The sequence below is a fragment of the Fibrobacter sp. UWB10 genome (assembly GCF_900182935.1).
Taxonomy (GTDB): domain Bacteria; phylum Fibrobacterota; class Fibrobacteria; order Fibrobacterales; family Fibrobacteraceae; genus Fibrobacter; species Fibrobacter succinogenes_O.
Window position 1 is genome coordinate 319251 of record NZ_FXUE01000002.1, and the last position, 16943, is coordinate 336193.

At 49.3% G+C, this 16943-nt stretch carries 11 protein-coding genes and 2 tRNA genes; 9 read left to right on the forward strand and 4 right to left on the reverse strand.

Annotation, left to right across the window (positions count from 1 at the left end; translation table 11 throughout):
* The 6 genes from QOL41_RS05960 to QOL41_RS05985 all read left to right on the forward strand — a co-directional run bounded on the left by QOL41_RS05960 (window position 1) and on the right by QOL41_RS05985 (window position 5512).
* On the forward strand, window positions 1-852 hold the full coding sequence (locus QOL41_RS05960; protein ID WP_283429015.1) for a metal ABC transporter permease: 852 nt from the start codon (window positions 1-3) through the stop codon (window positions 850-852).
* Between the two features lies 1 nt (window position 853).
* Window positions 854-1279: a hypothetical protein gene (locus QOL41_RS05965; RefSeq protein ID WP_283429016.1), complete on the forward strand. Its 426-nt coding sequence runs from the start codon at window positions 854-856 to the stop codon at window positions 1277-1279.
* 37 nt (window positions 1280-1316) lie between these two features.
* A complete protein-coding gene (locus QOL41_RS05970) occupies window positions 1317-1583 on the forward strand; it encodes a hypothetical protein (protein ID WP_283429017.1) in 267 nt (88 codons plus the stop codon).
* 122 nt (window positions 1584-1705) lie between these two features.
* A complete protein-coding gene (locus tag QOL41_RS05975) occupies window positions 1706-2269 on the forward strand; it encodes a hypothetical protein (protein ID WP_283429018.1) in 564 nt (187 codons plus the stop codon).
* On the forward strand, window positions 2199-4229 hold the full coding sequence (locus tag QOL41_RS05980; protein WP_283429019.1) for a TonB-dependent receptor: 2031 nt from the start codon (window positions 2199-2201) through the stop codon (window positions 4227-4229). The genes QOL41_RS05975 and QOL41_RS05980 overlap by 71 nt, the downstream gene beginning before the upstream one ends.
* Before the next feature lie 227 nt (window positions 4230-4456).
* Window positions 4457-5512, forward strand: coding sequence for a tyrosine-type recombinase/integrase (locus QOL41_RS05985; RefSeq protein WP_283429020.1), 1056 nt, complete (start codon window positions 4457-4459; stop codon window positions 5510-5512).
* Window positions 5513-5523: 11 nt separating this feature from the next.
* Here the strand turns inward: QOL41_RS05985 and QOL41_RS05990 are convergent, their stop codons facing one another.
* On the reverse strand, window positions 5524-6747 hold the full coding sequence (locus QOL41_RS05990) for a tyrosine-type recombinase/integrase (protein ID WP_283429021.1): 1224 nt from the start codon (window positions 6745-6747) through the stop codon (window positions 5524-5526).
* Window positions 6748-7633: 886 nt separating this feature from the next.
* Between QOL41_RS05990 and QOL41_RS05995 the strand changes: the two genes are divergently transcribed.
* Window positions 7634-8269 (forward strand): recombinase family protein, encoded by a 636-nt coding sequence (locus tag QOL41_RS05995; RefSeq protein ID WP_283429022.1) that lies wholly within the window; start codon window positions 7634-7636, stop codon window positions 8267-8269.
* A 73-nt stretch (window positions 8270-8342) separates the two neighbouring features.
* Here QOL41_RS05995 and QOL41_RS06000 read toward each other — a convergent pair whose 3' ends face one another.
* Complete coding sequence (locus tag QOL41_RS06000) at window positions 8343-13796, reverse strand: DEAD/DEAH box helicase (RefSeq protein WP_283429023.1); 5454 nt, start codon at window positions 13794-13796, stop codon at window positions 8343-8345.
* A 194-nt stretch (window positions 13797-13990) separates the two neighbouring features.
* On the opposite strand from QOL41_RS06000, the gene QOL41_RS06005 reads away from it, so the two are divergent.
* Window positions 13991-14064 (forward strand) — tRNA-Arg (locus tag QOL41_RS06005).
* 412 nt (window positions 14065-14476) lie between these two features.
* Window positions 14477-14550: transfer RNA gene (locus QOL41_RS06010), tRNA-Arg, on the forward strand.
* Between the two features lie 276 nt (window positions 14551-14826).
* Here QOL41_RS06010 and groL read toward each other — a convergent pair.
* Both groL and groES read right to left on the reverse strand, forming a co-directional pair.
* On the reverse strand, window positions 14827-16458 hold the full coding sequence (groL, locus tag QOL41_RS06015; RefSeq protein ID WP_173654041.1) for a chaperonin GroEL: 1632 nt from the start codon (window positions 16456-16458) through the stop codon (window positions 14827-14829).
* A 39-nt stretch (window positions 16459-16497) separates the two neighbouring features.
* Window positions 16498-16779, reverse strand: a complete 282-nt coding sequence (gene groES, locus QOL41_RS06020) for a co-chaperone GroES (RefSeq protein ID WP_163438702.1) — start codon at window positions 16777-16779, stop codon at window positions 16498-16500.
* Between the last annotated feature and the right edge of the window lie 164 nt (window positions 16780-16943).

The window sequence follows — 16943 nt, forward strand, 5'->3', positions numbered from 1 at the left end:
ATGCCAGAACTTCTTGAAAAACTCACGTTCTATGTTGATTTTCCTTTCGTGCGTTATGCGGTTATCGTAGGCGTTCTCGTGTCGCTTTGCTCGTCGCTCTTGGGCGTGACCTTGGTTCTCAAGCGTTACTCCTACATCGGTGACGGTCTTTCCCATGTCGCCTTCGGTGCGCTTTCGATTGCGGCTGTGCTCAAGATTACGAACAATATGCTGCTTATCTTGCCGGTAACGGTTGCTGTGGCTGTACTCTTGCTGTGCACGGGCAAAAACGCCCGCATTAAGGGAGATGCAGCCATCGCAATGGTTTCGGTCGGTGCGCTTGCCATCGGTTACTTGCTGATGAACGTGTTCTCGACTTCGGCGAATATCTCGGGCGATGTTTGCACGACGCTTTTCGGCTCGACCTCTATTCTGACGCTTCGAGTAGAAGAAGTTTACTTGTGCGTTGCGCTTTCGATTGCAGTCCTCGCAGTCTTTATTCTTTTCTACCACAAAATTTTTGCCATCACCTTTGACGAGAATTTCGCGCAGGCAACAGGCGTCAACACGACCTTATTCAACTTGCTGATTGCAGTCATCGTGGCCGTTATCATTGTGCTTGCCATGAACCTGGTGGGAGCCCTCTTGGTGTCAGCCTTGGTGGTATTCCCGTCGCTTTCGGCCATGCGCGTGTTCAAGAGTTTCTTTGCGGTAACGGTCGCTTCGGCCATTATCTCGGTCGTATGCTCGCTCATCGGAATCGTTGTCGCGATTCTTGCTGGCACTCCTGTGGGCTCGACCATTGTGGCGGCAGATATTGTGGCATTCGGTATCTTCTATTCAATCAGTCTAATTCAAGGCAGAGGAGTATAAGTTGCCTAAAGTCCTTCTTGCCGTTTTGCTTGCCTTTGCGGCCATATTCGCAGAGGAATCCAGCGGTAAAAAGAAATACGACATTGACATTTCTCGTATGAGCGGGACTATGGTCTATGGGCAAGTTTACCAGATGGTCATGTACCCGAGTAAGTATCTCGGAAAGCATATCAAGATGAAGGGTATCTTTTCGAGCTATTACGATGAAGAACAGGAACGGCGCTTTTACGGTTGCGTAATCCAGGACGCCCTCGCTTGTTGTTCGCAGGGGCTTGCTTTTGAACTTGCAAAGCCGCGTAAGTTTCCGAAAGAATACCCGGCCGAAGGTGCCATAATCACGATTACAGGTGACTTTGATTTTGAAAGCGACGAAGGGGGCGGAGGTTTCCCTATCATTCGCAATGCCGAAATGCATATCGAAAAATAAATTCGTTGTTTGACAGATTGATTTACTGGAATTTTTAGTGAAATTTTTGAAGACCATAATCGTTGCGTTGATGGTGGCGGGCTTACTTTCTATTGCCCAGCACCATCATGATGATTTTGACGAGCATGACGATTGCCCGGTTTGCGCGCTGGTGCAGAATGGTCTCGACTTTAGTGGCGATATCCCTGATGTTGCCGTGTTTTTGGTGGTTATCTGTGAACTGCTAAGCGAAATTCGTGTATACAAGACGAATCCGCACTTTCATTTTTCGAGGCCTCGCGCCCCGCCTATTCTCTCGATATAATCATCTAAAACTTCAATCGCAACATCCTGCTTTTTGCCTCGCGAAAAATCGCTAGGTGTTTTTGGCCTTGTTGTCCGCAAATCTTTTCGCGGATAGGATCGTTGTATTCAAACGAGAGAAAAATGAAATCTATTAAGACCCTTTCCTTCGCCTTTTTGGGCATTATCCTTAGCCTATTCTTTGCCGCCTGCGGCGACAGCAACAGCACCTCTACTGACCAGCACGAACATTTTGAAGCCGAAGGCTGGAACCTTTACTGGGGTGACTGGCAGCTCGCCTACAGCGTTTACCGCGGCAAGGCCGATTCCTCTATCGAAGTGATGCACGTGAATGCAAATTGCATGAGTGAGCATATCTCTGTCAAATTTCTTGACGACAACAAGAAAGAAGTGGAGCCCCCGACGGATGACGAACATTCCCTCGCTTGGGAAATTGCCGACGAAAAAATTCTGGATGTACATTCCTGCGGCAGCTGGGGTTTCCACCTGAAGGGCGTCAAGGAAGGCGAAACGACTTTGATTCTCAAGGTAAATCACCACGACCATGCTGATGCACGTACGCCGGCAATCCGCGTTGTCGTAGACAAGGCATTGGACGCAGAAGAATGCCCGTTCCATGAACATCACCATGATGATGAAGACCATGATCATGACCACCACGATCACGAGCACGAACATGAAGATTAGCCTATTTAGGGCTGCCATGGGGAGCCTCCTTCTGGGAGGCTTCCTTCATTTTTCTTTTGCCCAAGAATTTGTACAAGATTTAGGAAGTTCGACCATTGAGGCCGAACAATCGAAACAGGCTTTATTGGAAGGTTTGCGCGATGAAGATGATTTGAAAGGCGCAACTCTTGAACGTGAAATTTCAACGACGATTGCAGAAACAATCGGAAATGAACTCGATGTGGCAATTCGCTCGATGGGGCCTGCGGCGGCGCGGCCTGTAATCAAGGGCCTTTCGGGGAGTCATGTCGAAGTGACGGAAGATGGCTCTATAAGTGGCGATATGAGCGCGACATCGCCGGACCATGCGGTTGCATCGGAAGTATTGACTGCGCAGCGCTTGCGCGTGTTGCGAGGCCCGCGTATTTTATTGCATTCGTACTCGGCAGCGGGCGGGGTAGTGCAAGTGGACCGCAAAGATATTCCTTTTGATGATTCGGTGTTTCATGGTTATGTTTCGTGGTACGGAGAAACGGGGCAACCGGGTTATGCGACAGCCGTTGGCGCAAATGCCTCGGTAATGGGATTCTCTCTCAAAGGAGAACTTTCGGGGCGCAGCATGCGCAATATGGAAACTCCTGACGGAACTCTTGAAAATACAGAAATCGAAAACAAGAGTGGTGCCGTGGGTGCCGCGTACGCCTTAGGGCGCATAAGGCTGGGTGCGTCTTATCGATGGTTTGATAGTGACTATGGAATTCCTGGCGGCTTTATTGGCGGGCATCCGAATGGGGTAGACATTGATTTGTGGAAGCGGGACCTGACTTTGCGCGGAATCTATTTGCCGACACACCAGCCTGCGGATACTTTGGATGTTACGGTGCGTTTTAATCAATATCATCACAAGGAACTGGAAGGAGAAGCGGTGGGGGCCGAGTTCGCCGTGAATGAGGGGAATCTTCGTTTGGAGAAGTTCATGGCGAATCTGGGCCCCCTATTTGGCGTTCGCCTAGGGGCTGAATTAGACAATCGTTCGGTTAAAATGGGCGGCTACGTGTTTACGCCACCGACCCGCTCGTATACGTCCTCTTTATTTGCTGTTGCGAGCATGGGTGGGTGGCGTGGTCTTGAAATCACGCTTTCGGGGCGGTTTGGCGGTGCGTTCTTCCGCCCGCGTGAAAGCGTGGTTGCCGACAAAGATGCTATCTCGGATCGCAATTTTGCGCTGTGGGCATTCGACGCCGAATTCTCGCAACGAGTCGGTGTCGGTAAGTTTATGACGCTTGACCTTTTCAGGACGACGCGGGCGCCGACGATTGAGGAGCTCTATAACCAGGGACCGCACTTGGCGGCGTATACATACGAACGCGGGTATCACAAGTTAGATGCTGAAAGCGGTTATGGCGCAGAACTCGAGTACCGCTCTTATGGAGAATGGGTGATGCTTCGGGCGTCTGCGCACGGCACATGGTTCTTGAACCATCTTGCTCCGCGCGCTACAGGCGATACCAACTGGTCGCAGCTGTTGCCTATTTATCAAGTGCGCGGAGACGAAGCTCTGCTCTTTGGCGGAAGTGCCTCTATACAGACTGTCGCTGAACAAGGGTTTCATGCTTCTGCTTCGGCGAGTTACGTGCGAGGGTATTTCCGCGATGGCGACTGGGGCGATATGCCGCAGATTCCTCCGTTCAAGTTCCATGGCGAATTAGGGTATGTATGGGAGAGTCTGCGCGCTTTGGCTTATAGCGATTTTGCGCTGGCGCAAAAGTACGTAGACCGTTACGAAGAATCGACTCCGGGCTATGTAACTCTAGGCCTGCTGGCAGAACTCCGTTGGAGCTTATCCCTTGCGCAATATAGCCTTGTGCTTCGCGCAGACAACCTGTTTGACGCTGACGTACGCAACCATCTTTCTCGCTTGAAGTCGGTGATGCCCGAAAAAGGCCGCAATTTCAGTTTGCTTGCCAAGATGGAGTTTTAAGATTGACGCAAGCATGATTTTTGTCTATATTTGCGCTACCTTATATGAGTTTGCTCGAGTAGGACTTTTTTATGTGCCTACCCAAACCGATGAACCCAGTAAAATAGCGGTTCCGGCGCCGATCCCTCTCCACAGATAATCTTGGCTTTCTCCTCAGAAGGAGTGTTGGCACCACCCTTTTTTCGGCCATTGTCAAGGCGCCTCCAATATGGCGCCAAAGGACGAAAATGGCTGAAAATACACTCAAAAAGACATTCTCTATCAGGCAAATCAACCTTTCCCGGGGTAACAGGACCTGGTACGGGGTGGTTCACACCGAGGGCCAGGCTCCTCGGAACATATCTTTGGGAACCACCAGCGCAAAGGCGGCCAAAGAATGGCTTGTTCGGATGCAAGCGGAGGAGCTTTTACCCCCATTGTACAGGAAAGCCTTGCGGGATATTCCGCTAAAACAGGCTGAGGATGAGTTCTTTGCTTGCCTTGATGTGTCGGTGAAGAAGATTACTGGATATACCTATTTGAGCCGTTTGCGTCCATGCTGGCGGTTTTTGGACAGCGAAGGGATAACCACTTTACGCCAAATCACGCAACCAGTGCTTTTAAAGCTGATTAGCAGTTTTTGTGAAGACCGAAGAAAGACGCTTAGAGAGCGCTTTAAAGGTCTAAAAATGTGGCTGGTGTGGTGCCGCGATAATTATGAGCTAGCAGACTTTGAACCTTGGCACAATGTCAAATTGAAACAACTCCCTCCCGAGCCTGAAAAGGAGTTTTGGACCATGCCTCAGATTGAGGCTATTTTGAATGCTTGCCCAACGGATCTATATAGGCTCTTTCTTGGGCTTATGGCCTATGCTGGCCTGAGGATGTCTGAAGCTCTATATATGCGCTGGGAGGACTTTGCGCCCGATCTTAGTGAGTTTGCCCTGGTTGGTAAAATGGACAAATTTGCCAAAATGCCCATTAGCGATAAACTCAGGTGCCTGATCGAGAAAGTCCGGCCAAAGAACCTCGAGGGGCGCCTGTTTGCTGAAGGTAAGTTTCCGCAAAAGTCTTGGGAGCTAATGCCCTTATTAAAAACCGTGGTTATGTCGGCGGGCTTAAATGCCCCGGGACGCATTGGACATCACAAGCTCCGCCACTCCTTTGCGACGAACCTTTTAAGATCCCAGGTTGATATAAAAACCGTGTCGACGGCACTCCGACACGCTAAGGTGAGCACCACACTTGACATCTATGTCCACACCGTAGATGAATCTGTTAAAGATGCGCTTGAAAAGCTGTGACTTTGGGGCTTTTAGGACGCTGTAAGGGTGATTATTTTCCCGGTGTAGATTGCAGGATCTTCTTGCCCGATGATTGCGCCCTTGCTGTTTGTTAATTCATCGTACACCTCATCCCAGTAGCTGTTGACATCTTTAAAGTCTGTGCGGTCGCAGTAATATGTGTCTGTAATCCGTGAAGTGTTGGCGTGGCCTAGTTGTTTGTCTCCAAGTCCGGGATGTGCCATGTTTATGCTATGACATCCCGAGCGACGGAGGCAGTTTCCGCCAAGATCCTTGCCGCTTGCTCCACAAACTTCTCGGATGTGTTGTTGAATGATGTCATTTATTTGGCTGTAGGAGCGGTAAGTAAAAACAAAGTCTCCTTGCATGATGTTTTTTGTGCGAGTTCGACGAATTTTTTCAAAAGCCTCGCAAAGACATTTTGGATATTGGGCGTATCTAGCGATTCCTCCCTTCGCGTTTGAAACAACAAGGTGCCCTTGTTGTTTATCAAGATCGCACCATCGTAGACCTCCAATTTCGTTATGGCGTAGACCACCTACAAGATGAGCTAGGATGCGAGCTTTTAGCTCGGGAATTTCGCTTTCGCTAGTGAGTAATTTGTGAACATCATCATTGCTAAGGAATGTTTTCACCTTGCGAATCTTATGTGCAAAGATACGGCTATATCCTCGAATTGCTTCTTCAAATTCGCGGGTCGCTAAGGGTGTTTTGCTGGGGCGATCATACCAATGGAGAAAAGCCTTTGTTGTTTTGACAATGCTTGCACAGGTTGCCGATTCGGGAACAGTATCGTCTAGGTAATTCAGAAATTTGCCGACATTATCACGTTGGTAAAGTTCTTTTATATCTTTAATGTGATATTTATTGCAGAATGGAAGTAGATGGCATTTTAAACGAGAACAGTTTGTCTTTGCGGTCTTTATGCGAGGAAGGACAAAGCGAAGGTGTCGCTCCTTGTCGCGACAAGCATCAACCATTCTAAGTTTATGTTCGTAATATTGCCTAATAACGGATGCTGGTGATGTGTCTGATTCATCTGCTAAAAGTAGTCCAAGAATCCGATCAGCGTATTTCTTATCTGTTGTGCCTAGGCTTATTTGCCCTAGGCGTTGTTTTTCCCCATGTTTACGTGCGTGAAGTTTGCAGGTTTTACCCTCTTTACCTATACTGAGGTATTCGGCGCCTTTCGATTTCATTTGCTTCCACCATTCGTTTAATGCTTCGGTGGTCATTTCCCCGTAGGAGTTTCCTTGCATAGAATGTTTACCCCTGCCTATAAGGAATAGGCTAAAACCAGGACTTGAATTGTCCTACTTTTTTCCGCTTTTGGAATTTTAGGGGTGAACACTCTCTACAGCCGTGCGAAATCCATGCCCCAGGCCGTAATCAGTAAGTTGATTATTGCCGTCATGGCGGCGCCCGGCCTTATACTGGACTAAATTATCCTCGGGATTACATGTGCCAACACCGGACTCGACAGAAATATAGCAAAAACGGCGTTTGGCCTGTCATGTTGCCCATAATCCGTTTTTCTGCCTTCAATGGCCTGGGGCTATTCACGAATACATCATTGGGTGCGTCAAGTTCGAACCTTGGCTCGGGACTCTTATCAAATTCTCCCTTTACTATGGAATGTCGGATTTGCGGTTTGGTGGACCTATATAAGAGGCGCCTATCTCCCAGGGCGGTATTCGGAATAGGGCGGGCGCCTATGCCCTAGTGTTTGGTTGTTGCTGTGTTTATCTTGGCGCTGTTCTGTGGAGTGCGAATCTCTGCCAATGCGGCATGGTAGAGCGGTTTGCGTGAAGAATGGGCTCGTTAGAGTTTGAGCTATCAGTTCTATTTTCACCTCTATAATTCTAGCCCCCCCCTAATTTTTAATTTTTTTTCGGGGGGTCGCCGTTAGGATTTTTGTTTTTTTAGATCGAGGGCAACAAGTGACGAAAAATCCTGGGGGGGCATTCAAGGTGTTCCAAAAAGTGTGCTTTTACGGAGGCGCCCAAAGGGCCCGAAAAGCATTCAAAGTTGTCTCTGAAAAAGTAGTTGTTGGACTTTTCAGATGTCCCAAAAATAAGACCACTTTTTGACATGTATTGACATTAAAACGATTCTATATTTATGGGTGTAGAAAAGGAGATAACAATGATATACGCCTATGCTCGAGTAAGTTCACTGGATCAAAACCTTGACAGACAAATCGACGCTCTGAAATCTTATGTTACCGATCAGCGTTGCCTAATTACGGATAAGGCCTCCGGCAAAGACTTTAACAGGCCCGGCTATCGCACTTTGGTTGGCACTTCTGAAACTATGCCCCTACTTCATTCGGGCGATACTCTCGTTATCACCTCTTTGGACAGGCTTGGCCGCGATTATGAGTCAATCCGTGAACAATATGCCTACATCACGCAAACCCTTGGGGTCGATATCGTCGTGCTTGATATGCCGATCCTGAATAGCGGCAAAGAACAAGGGCTTGAAAAGCGGTTCTTGGCCTCCCTGGTGTTGGAGGTGCTGGCTTTCTCAGCCGCAAAGGAACGCCAATCGATCAAGAGCCGCCAAGCGGAGGGTATCAAGAGCGCTCATGCCCGTGGCGTGAAATTTGGGCGTCCCACGGTTCAAAAGCCGGATAATTGGGACTCCGTTTATGCTGAATGGCAGGTTGGTAATATAACAGCGCGCGCCGCTCAGCAAATGCTTGGTTTAAAAAACAGCACCTTCTATCGTTTGGCCCAAGAATGCTCTAAAGCATAGTGGCCCCATCAATGAAAAAGCCCCAAAGTGCCCTGTGGGGCGCCTTGGGGCTTTTTGTAACCCTTTTTTGTCCCTAGAACTTCACTTTGGGCAAGCCTTTGACGATTTTCATAGTTTCGAGGCTTACGGTGATGATGCGGAGGACCAGGTTAAAGATGTATTTTGGGTCGTTATGTTCTAATGCCCAGTCGTTGGGATCGTTGACGATGCCGCTCGCCTTGTCGGTGGTGATGGCGTAGCGTTCCATTATCCATTCGATGGCGGATTTGCCATTGACTACATATTCATAGGCCTCTTCAGGAATGCTGGCAATGGCAATTTTATCGTTGTAGATGATACGGGTCTTGTCATCGACATTCTTGGGTTTGCCCTTGCTGTCGTAACCAGCCTTTTTAGCGAAACGCATCTGACGAACTTTATACAGTGTCTCGGGAGCCTCTGCACTGTAAAAGCCCTTAACATCTGCCGCCATCCCGCTAAACATCGGGAGTTCGGAGGCCACCTGGCTTGCTGAGACGATGAGCGCTTTGTAGGGCTCCGCCTGTTCATAATTCAGGTGGATATCGGCGAGTTTGTGGCCCGCCTTGCTGAACGCCCAAAAATCGTCTGCGGTATCGACAAGCGGGATGCGAGGGAGCATTTTCGTTAAGTCGGTGGAAAATTCGGTGCGGTATTCTTCGCAGTGCAGGAATCCATAGATGTAGTAGAAAACATCTTCTTTGCGGATTTTGGGGTCGTTATATTGCGTTCGTGCCTGTTTTAGAATGTAATCGCTGATGGCATCCTTGCGGACATATTTTTCGTTGGATGCAAAGATGTCTGTTTGGCCCGTTGTCTTGGGTTCTTCGTAATAGTAGAGCGGGAAACATTGCGTTGTTGCGGCCAAGTGAAGATCTGGAATGCAGTCGGTTATTAACGCTGTAAAGTTTTTATCGCCAGGACTTGTTGTGCATATCACTAGGTTTTGGTGTTCCCGTGTAGGGAACAACTTATCTAATTGATATGTCATGTCGTTCATTGCAACATTGAAATAACCGTTTTGTTTGCAGAATGGACGATAACATGAAGTTCTTTTGGAATTATCTTCAAAATCAATCGGTTTATTTCGCTCGCAGTAATTTAAAATTCCGCGGTTCCAGGAAAGTTTTGTCACATCGTAAGTGACAAATTCCTTTGCCGTTAATTTGGGCTTTAATTCACGTTCCTTTACAAAATTCAGTCGTTGCTCATTGTAGAAGTTGATGGATTTCTTTAATTGTCTTTCTAATTTTGCTTCTGAGTAGTTATAGCACCAGGCGTCACGCGCTGTCGCTAGGCCTCGGCTATACACAGGTAAGAACCAGGTCTTACTATTTGCTTTATCGTCTTTGTCACCTATCGGCGTCCATTTGCCAAAACTTTCGTTTCTAAGGTTGATCCAGTCCCCATGTTCGTTAGGATGGAGTACCGTCATTTCAAGGTGCGTTATGCTTTCGGTATCTTTGACGATTTTCAGCTTATCTTCGCGAGATAGATAATCGCCAATATCGTAGTATTTGATGACAGCTTTTTTAGTTTCGGTCGGTTGCTTGATAAGGATGGTAATGGCTACAGGGGTGCGGGATCCACTGCCGAATATCTTGCCGCCCTCCTTTCGGGAAAGTTCACCGCTGGTGCGTTGGTTGCCTCGTAGATTGAAAACATATATCTTGCTGAATTCGTTTTCGAGGCTCTTGCGGAACCCATCCATGGCGTTTCCATCAATCCAACTGCCGTTGGTAATGAAGCCTATAACGCCCCCGTTTTTAGGATCAAGCCTATCCGTTGCCCAACGGAATGCCTTGATGTAGCTATCGTAAAGCGAGTTTTTATTTGTTGCCGTGCTATTCTGTGCGTATTTCAGATCTATTCGGCTATCCAAATCGGGATATTTCTGATTTTGTGCATTATCATTTGCGGATTTCTGCCCCACAGAATAAGGTGGGTTGCCGATTACCACCTGGATGGGCACTTTCTTTTGTGCCCTTGCGCGTGGACCGTTTACGGGGAACACTTCATCGTTAAGGTCTTCTTGATAATCCTTTTCGCCCAACTGGAAACTGTCAGTCAAGCATATTCCTTCAAACGGCGTATAATCAGAGGCGCCCATAACATCGTGATAGGCATTTTCTATGTTCACGCTTGCGATATAATAGGCCAGCAACACGATTTCGTTCGTCTTGAGTTCCTTCGTGAACTTGCGCTCCAAATCCTTCTTGCTTATGAGACCGCTTTGAATTAGGCGGGTCATAAAAGTTCCAGTTCCCGCAAACGGGTCGATGATGTTCACATTTTCGTCCGTGAGTCTACGCCCGAATTCCTGTTTGAGCACATCATCGACACTATGGAGAATGAAATCGACGCATTCCACAGGCGTATAGACGATACCCAGTTTCTCGACGGTCTTGGGGAGTGCGCTTTTAAAGAACTTGTCGTAGAGTTCGATAATGATTTTTTGCTTGCCCTCGGCGCTCTCTACGCCTTCCGCACGCAATTTGACACTCTGATAGAACTTTTCGAGACTGCTCTTATCTACATCGTCGGTGGTGCTTTCCACGGCGTTGATGACACGCTGTAAGGCCCTGGAAACCGGGTTGTTTTTCGCAAAATCGTAATCCTCAAACAGTGCCTCGAATACGGGCTTTGTAATCAGATGTTGCGATAGCATTTCTATTGCCTGTTCCTCGTTTACGCCGGGATTCAGGTTCTTTTTCAATGCCGCAAGGAACTTCTCGAACTGCGCTTTGGGCTTGCCGTCCTGGGCAATGAGTTTGCGGATTCGGTCTTCGTGGCGTTTGGCAATATCGGCGACATCCTTCGCCCAGTCTTCCCAGTAGCGGCGGCTTCCAACCTTTTCGACCATCTTGGCATAGATGGCGCCTTGAAGTTCCTGGAATCGCATTTCAATCTGGTCTTGCAATTCCTGCTGGACTTTTCTTTGCTCGGGAGACAGATTTTCAACATCGCTTCCGGGGAGGCCGCTTGCAACACCAATGCGCCCGCCTGTAATGCTTTTGCCCTTTTGCGGGGTGTTGAACTGAATCTTGTTGACCATCGCGTTAAAGCGGTCATCATGGGCGCGCAAGGCGTTCAGGATCTTCCAAACGACCTTGAAACGCTCATTGTTGTTCAGTGCTTCTTCCGGTTTTTCGTTGGATGGGACAATTACCGGGATAATGATATAGCCGTATTTTTTGCCGGGCGCCGTTCGCATCACGCGCCCCACGCTCTGCACCACATCGACTTCGGAATCGCGGGCGCTCAGGAACAGAACGGCATCAAGGCTCGGAACATCCACGCCCTCGCTTAGGCAACGGACATTGTTCAATATGCGGCATTCTCCGTCTTCGATGTCCGCCTTTAACCATGCCAGGCGTTCCTCACGCTGGGTGGCGCCCATGCCGCCATCAATGTGCATTGCCGATACGCGAACGGTTTGCTTTTGCGCTTCGGGTGTTAGGGCTTCGTAATAGGAATCCTTTAATTCGTTGATTTGCGAGACGATTTCCTTAGAAACTTTGATGTTCTGCGAGAACGCCACCGCGCGTTTCATGGGTTGCGGGTCTGTATCTTTCAGCTGGCGGTCATCGACAAGCGTAATCTTAGAGAGCGCGTTAAAACAGCCGATCAGCTTCGCTTCGTCATCGGTGAGCATTTCGCCTGTTTTGGTCGCTAGGGAGAGTTGCAGACTTTCGCTCATCGCGAGCGGGTCAATGGTAAGGACAAGGACCTTATAATCAGATAGAAGTTCCTTGTTGACGGCATCACCGAACCCGATACGATACATTTCTTCGCCGTAAAGTTTCGGATCGTCCATAGAGCATATTTCGACAGAACCCTCTTCAGCCTTCTTTTTACTGGATTCGCTGTAAAGGCGTGGCGTTGCTGTCATGTAGACGCGTTTCTTTGCCCGCAAGAAATCCGGGTCATGAACCTTGACGAAGTTCGAGGCCTCGGCGCCTAATTGGGTTGCGCCTGTGGTGCGGTGCGCCTCGTCACAGATGATCATGTCAAACTGAAAACTGGCGCCTATTTTCTTCTGAGCTTTGGAAATTACATCGATTGACTGGTACGTGCTAAAAACGACCGTCATGCCGCCTTTCTTGTAACGGGCTATTTCCAACTGCTTGACGATGGAGTTCACATCTGTGGATGCTGGCAAAGCAAGGCTTGTGACGCTGTAGCCGTCGCCTTCGTTTTCTCCGCTTATATGGACTTTCTTGGAAACGCCCGTGTCGGAACAGATGCAGATGGGCTTAATCGGCTTTGTTGCATCGGCGGTCCATTCGCGAAGGGTTTGGCCTAAAAGCGCGATAGAGGGGACCAGGAACAGGATTGTTCCCTTGTTGTCGGTTTCCTTTTCGGCTATGCAGAGTGAGGTGTAGGTTTTTCCTGTTCCACATGCCATAATGAGTTTGCCGCGCTCATGCTTCTCGTCCTTGAAATACTCATGGACCTTTGCAATGGCTTCTTTTTGATGGTCACGGGGCTGTTTCTTTTGCACCTGGGCGTTTTCGCCACTGGAGCCCTTATCGAGGCGGTCCCAATCCACCATGGCATTTTCAAGCTCTAAAAGTCCGACGCGGTGGAATTCCGGGTCCTGATTTTCAAGCGAGTTCAACGCCTCTTTATTGAAACCGTGTTCCGTTGTGTCAAGCCATAGGCGGTACGCAAAGTGGACCTTGTTTCCGTCCTTATCTTTGAATGTCTTTCCTGATGTTGCCAGGAATGTATCTACAGCGGGCTTGTCGATGATAGCGTCTGCCTTGTAGCACTTACACTGAATAGCCCAGTAGTTTCCGCCAGTCGTTTCGGCCACAAGGTCGATGCCGACATCCTTGCCGCCAAACTGGTCCTTAGCAAAGAAGTTTTCCCAAAGCCAAACATTCGAAAGACTGCTTGCAAAAATCGGGTCCGTTTGCAAATAGCGTTGCATCAACAGTTCGAACTTGTACCCCTTTTGCTTTTGGGATAGCGAGTCCTGACGATACTTGTCGAGTATGCGGGTGAATGTTGATTTGTAGGCGTTGCTATAATCCATCTTGATTTCGCTTTCGTGCTCCACTCCGGGCATATAACGGATGCCGAGACCACCCGGCGACTTGATCCATTCGGATTCGGGCCACAACTTGAAACTAAGGATAGGGACTCCAAAATCGCCGTTGGACTCCATTGCATCGCCAGTTTCCACTTCGCCGATAATCATGCCGGATCCGTTGGTCTTGCCAAACAAGGTCTTTGCCTTGCGACAAGCCTTTTGGAATGCTTCCTGGGCCGCTTCCTGTTCGCTAGCAGACTGCTTTTTAATGGATTTGCTCAACTGCTTCTGCCAGTATCCGAATTCGGCTTCTAGGTCGTTGTCTGTGGCTGTGTATTGTGATATAGCCACGGCTAGGCGCTTGTTTGCGAATGTCTTTGCATTGGTGCGATATTCGAATGTTTTTACTCCCGTAACGATGAGTTGGGCGAACGGGGATCGAACGACGAAGTACTGAAGCGGCTTGTCCATGTAAAACTCAGTGGTGGATGTTGTACGCCTGAAAATATAGTCATTTAGGAGGCGCCTTGAATTGGTTTTGTGTGTTTGTGGAGCAAACGCTTTGAAGGCGAAATTTGCGTATTTTTGCAAACTTGCAAAGCAAAACCGGGTGACAAATGAGCAAAGTTTTGTTATCTTTGGAGGCACCTCAAAGATGAGGCCGGGCCGTCGTAGCTCAGTTGGATAGAGCAGTTGCCTTCTAAGCAACGGGTCGTGGGTTCGACTCCCGCCGACGGTAGGAAATTGGACGCCAGTCAAGATGACTGGCGCCTTTTTGTATTTAACGGCAAATTTAAAGCGTGCTGTTCGCGTGCTGACCACCCGTGCTGGTGCTTTGCTTTCAAGCCCTTATGGTTTGTGGTGTTGGTTGGATTCATGAATACCCAAAACGTGCTTGACAGAAACCAGCACGCGTGCTATATTCGTGTCATAAAATTGAGCCTTCGCGTGCTGTTTTGGTGGTGCTTAAATGCCGGGAAACCGCATCAACACTGGGAAAATACACGATGATGGCCGAAAAAAACAGCACGCATACTCCACAGAGGACTCCTCAGATTACTCCGCAGAGAAATTGGCGCTTTTGGCTGAAATTTGGCGATTTTGAACGAAAAACGGCAAATTCTATCCAATAGCTGGAACAATTCACAATTGTTCGCGTAGCTCAGTTGGATAGAGCAATTGCCTTCTAAGCAATGGGTCGTGGGTTCGAATCCCGCCTCGAGTATGAATAGCCTAGACACCTTTACGGTGTCTAGGCTATTTATTTTTGTAGGAGGGAGCGAACCCGAAGGGTTCGACCTCTGCGTAAGGCGAACGCAACGACCGAGTTTGCTCGGGCAATGCTGAGCCGAAGCCGGAGCTTCTCCGCAAAGCGGAGAAGCATCCCGCCGAGAAAGCGCCTTTGCCGAGCAGACTCCCGCCGTTAAGAATCAAAAAAATCATACACAAAAAAAACGTCCGGTTCACAGAACCGGACGTCCATAAGGAGATATTTGGCCGATTACATCATGCCGCCCATGCCCATGGACGGATCCATGGCAGGAGCTGCCGGCTTCGGTTCCTTCTTTTCGGCGATCACGCAGTCAGTCGTGAGGATCATCGAAGCGATAGAAGCGGCGTTCTTGAGGGCCGTACGAGTCACCTTGGCCGGGTCAATCACACCAGCCTTGATGAGGTCTTCGTAGGTGTCAGTCTTCGCATTGTAACCGAAGCTGTCCTTGCCTTCCTTCACCTTGTTCACCACGACAGAGCCTTCGAGGCCTGCGTTCTGGACAATCTGACGGAGAGGTTCTTCAATAGCGCGGCGGATGATAGCGGCACCAGTCTTCTGGTCGGCGTTATCAAACTTGAGGGAATCGATGGCCTTTTCGGCGCGGATGAGGGCAACGCCACCACCCGGAACGATACCTTCTTCGACGGCGGCGCGGGTTGCGTGCATAGCGTCGTCGACGCGGTCCTTCTTTTCCTTCATTTCAACTTCAGTAGCAGCACCGACCTTGATCACAGCTACGCCGCCAGCGAGCTTGGCCAAGCGTTCCTGAAGCTTTTCGCGGTCGTAGTCGCTCGTGGTAGCTTCGATCTGCTTCTTAATCTGACCGATACGGGCCTTGATAGAAGCGGCGTCGCCAGCACCTTCGACGATCGTGGTGTTGTCCTTCGTGATAGTGATAGACTTGGCCTGGCCGAGCACGGTCACCGGAGCGTCTTCGAGCTTGGCGCCAGTGTCTTCGGAAACCAGCATACCGCCAGTGAGGATAGCGATGTCTTCGAGCATTGCCTTACGACGGTCGCCGAAGCCCGGAGCCTTAACGGCTGCGACCTTCAGGGTGCCGCGCATCTTGTTCACAACGAGCGTTGCAAGTGCTTCGCCATCGACGTCTTCGGCGATGATGAGGAGAGACTTGCCCTGCTTAGCAACGTGTTCGAGCATCGGCAGCAAATCCTTCATGGTAGAAATCTTCTTGTCGTACAACAGGATGTACGGGTTTTCGAGGGCCACTTCCATGCTGTCCGTGTTGGTGACGAAGTACGGAGAGAGGTAGCCGCGGTCGAACTGCATACCTTCGACAACGTCGAGAATGGTTTCAGCAGTCTTGGATTCTTCGATGGTGATCACACCGTCGTTACCGACCTTTTCCATAGCGTTGGCGAGGAGTTCGCCAATTTCGGGGTCGTTGTTAGCAGAAATCGTTGCGACCTGGGCAATGTGTTCCTTGCCGTTGATCTTCACGGCCATCTTGCCGATTTCCTTAATCACGGCTTCGACAGCAGCGTCCATACCGCGCTTGATGTCCATCGGATTTGCGCCGGCGGCAACGTTCTTGAGGCCTTCGCGAGTGATAGCCTGAGCGAGCACGGTAGCAGTGGTGGTACCGTCACCAGCTGCGTCAGAAGTCTTGTTGGCGACCTCCTTGGCCATCTGGGCGCCGAGGTTTTCGTAGGCGTCTTCCAGTTCCACTTCCTTAGCGACAGACACGCCGTCCTTGGTGACGTTCGGGGCACCGAAGGCCTTTGCGATCATCACGTTACGGCCCTTAGGACCGAGAGTGACCTTCACTGCGTTGGCGAGTTTGTCCACACCCTTCATCAGGGATTCGCGAGCTGCTACATCAAACTTAAGTTGCTTTGCCATTTTGTTTTTCCTTTTTTATTAAAACCTTTTGTTGCGCTATTACAGAGTAGCGATGACGTCGGATTCCTTCACGATCAGGTAGTTTTCGCCATCAACGGTGACTTCAGTACCGCTGTACTTGCCGTAAAGCACCACGTCGCCGACCTTGACTTCCATGGCAACGAGGTCGCCCTTTTCGTTCTTGCGACCCGGGCCCACGGCCACGACCTTACCCTGCATCGGCTTTTCCTTGGCGTTGTCCGGGATAAAGAGACCCGAGGAGGTCTTCTGTTCGGCTTCTGCCGGCTTGACGACGATTCGATCTGCAAGAGGCTTAATCATTTTCACTTTTCCTTTTTTGTGGGCTTTTGCGCCCTGATTGAACTTTTTAGTCCAAGCTGGACTATTTTTTTTGTTTCGCCCTAGAGTAAGCAATTTCTGTGCCAAGTTCTATTGGTGGGCGATTTGTGTCTGTTTTGGTCTTATTAGACAATTCGTAGTATCGT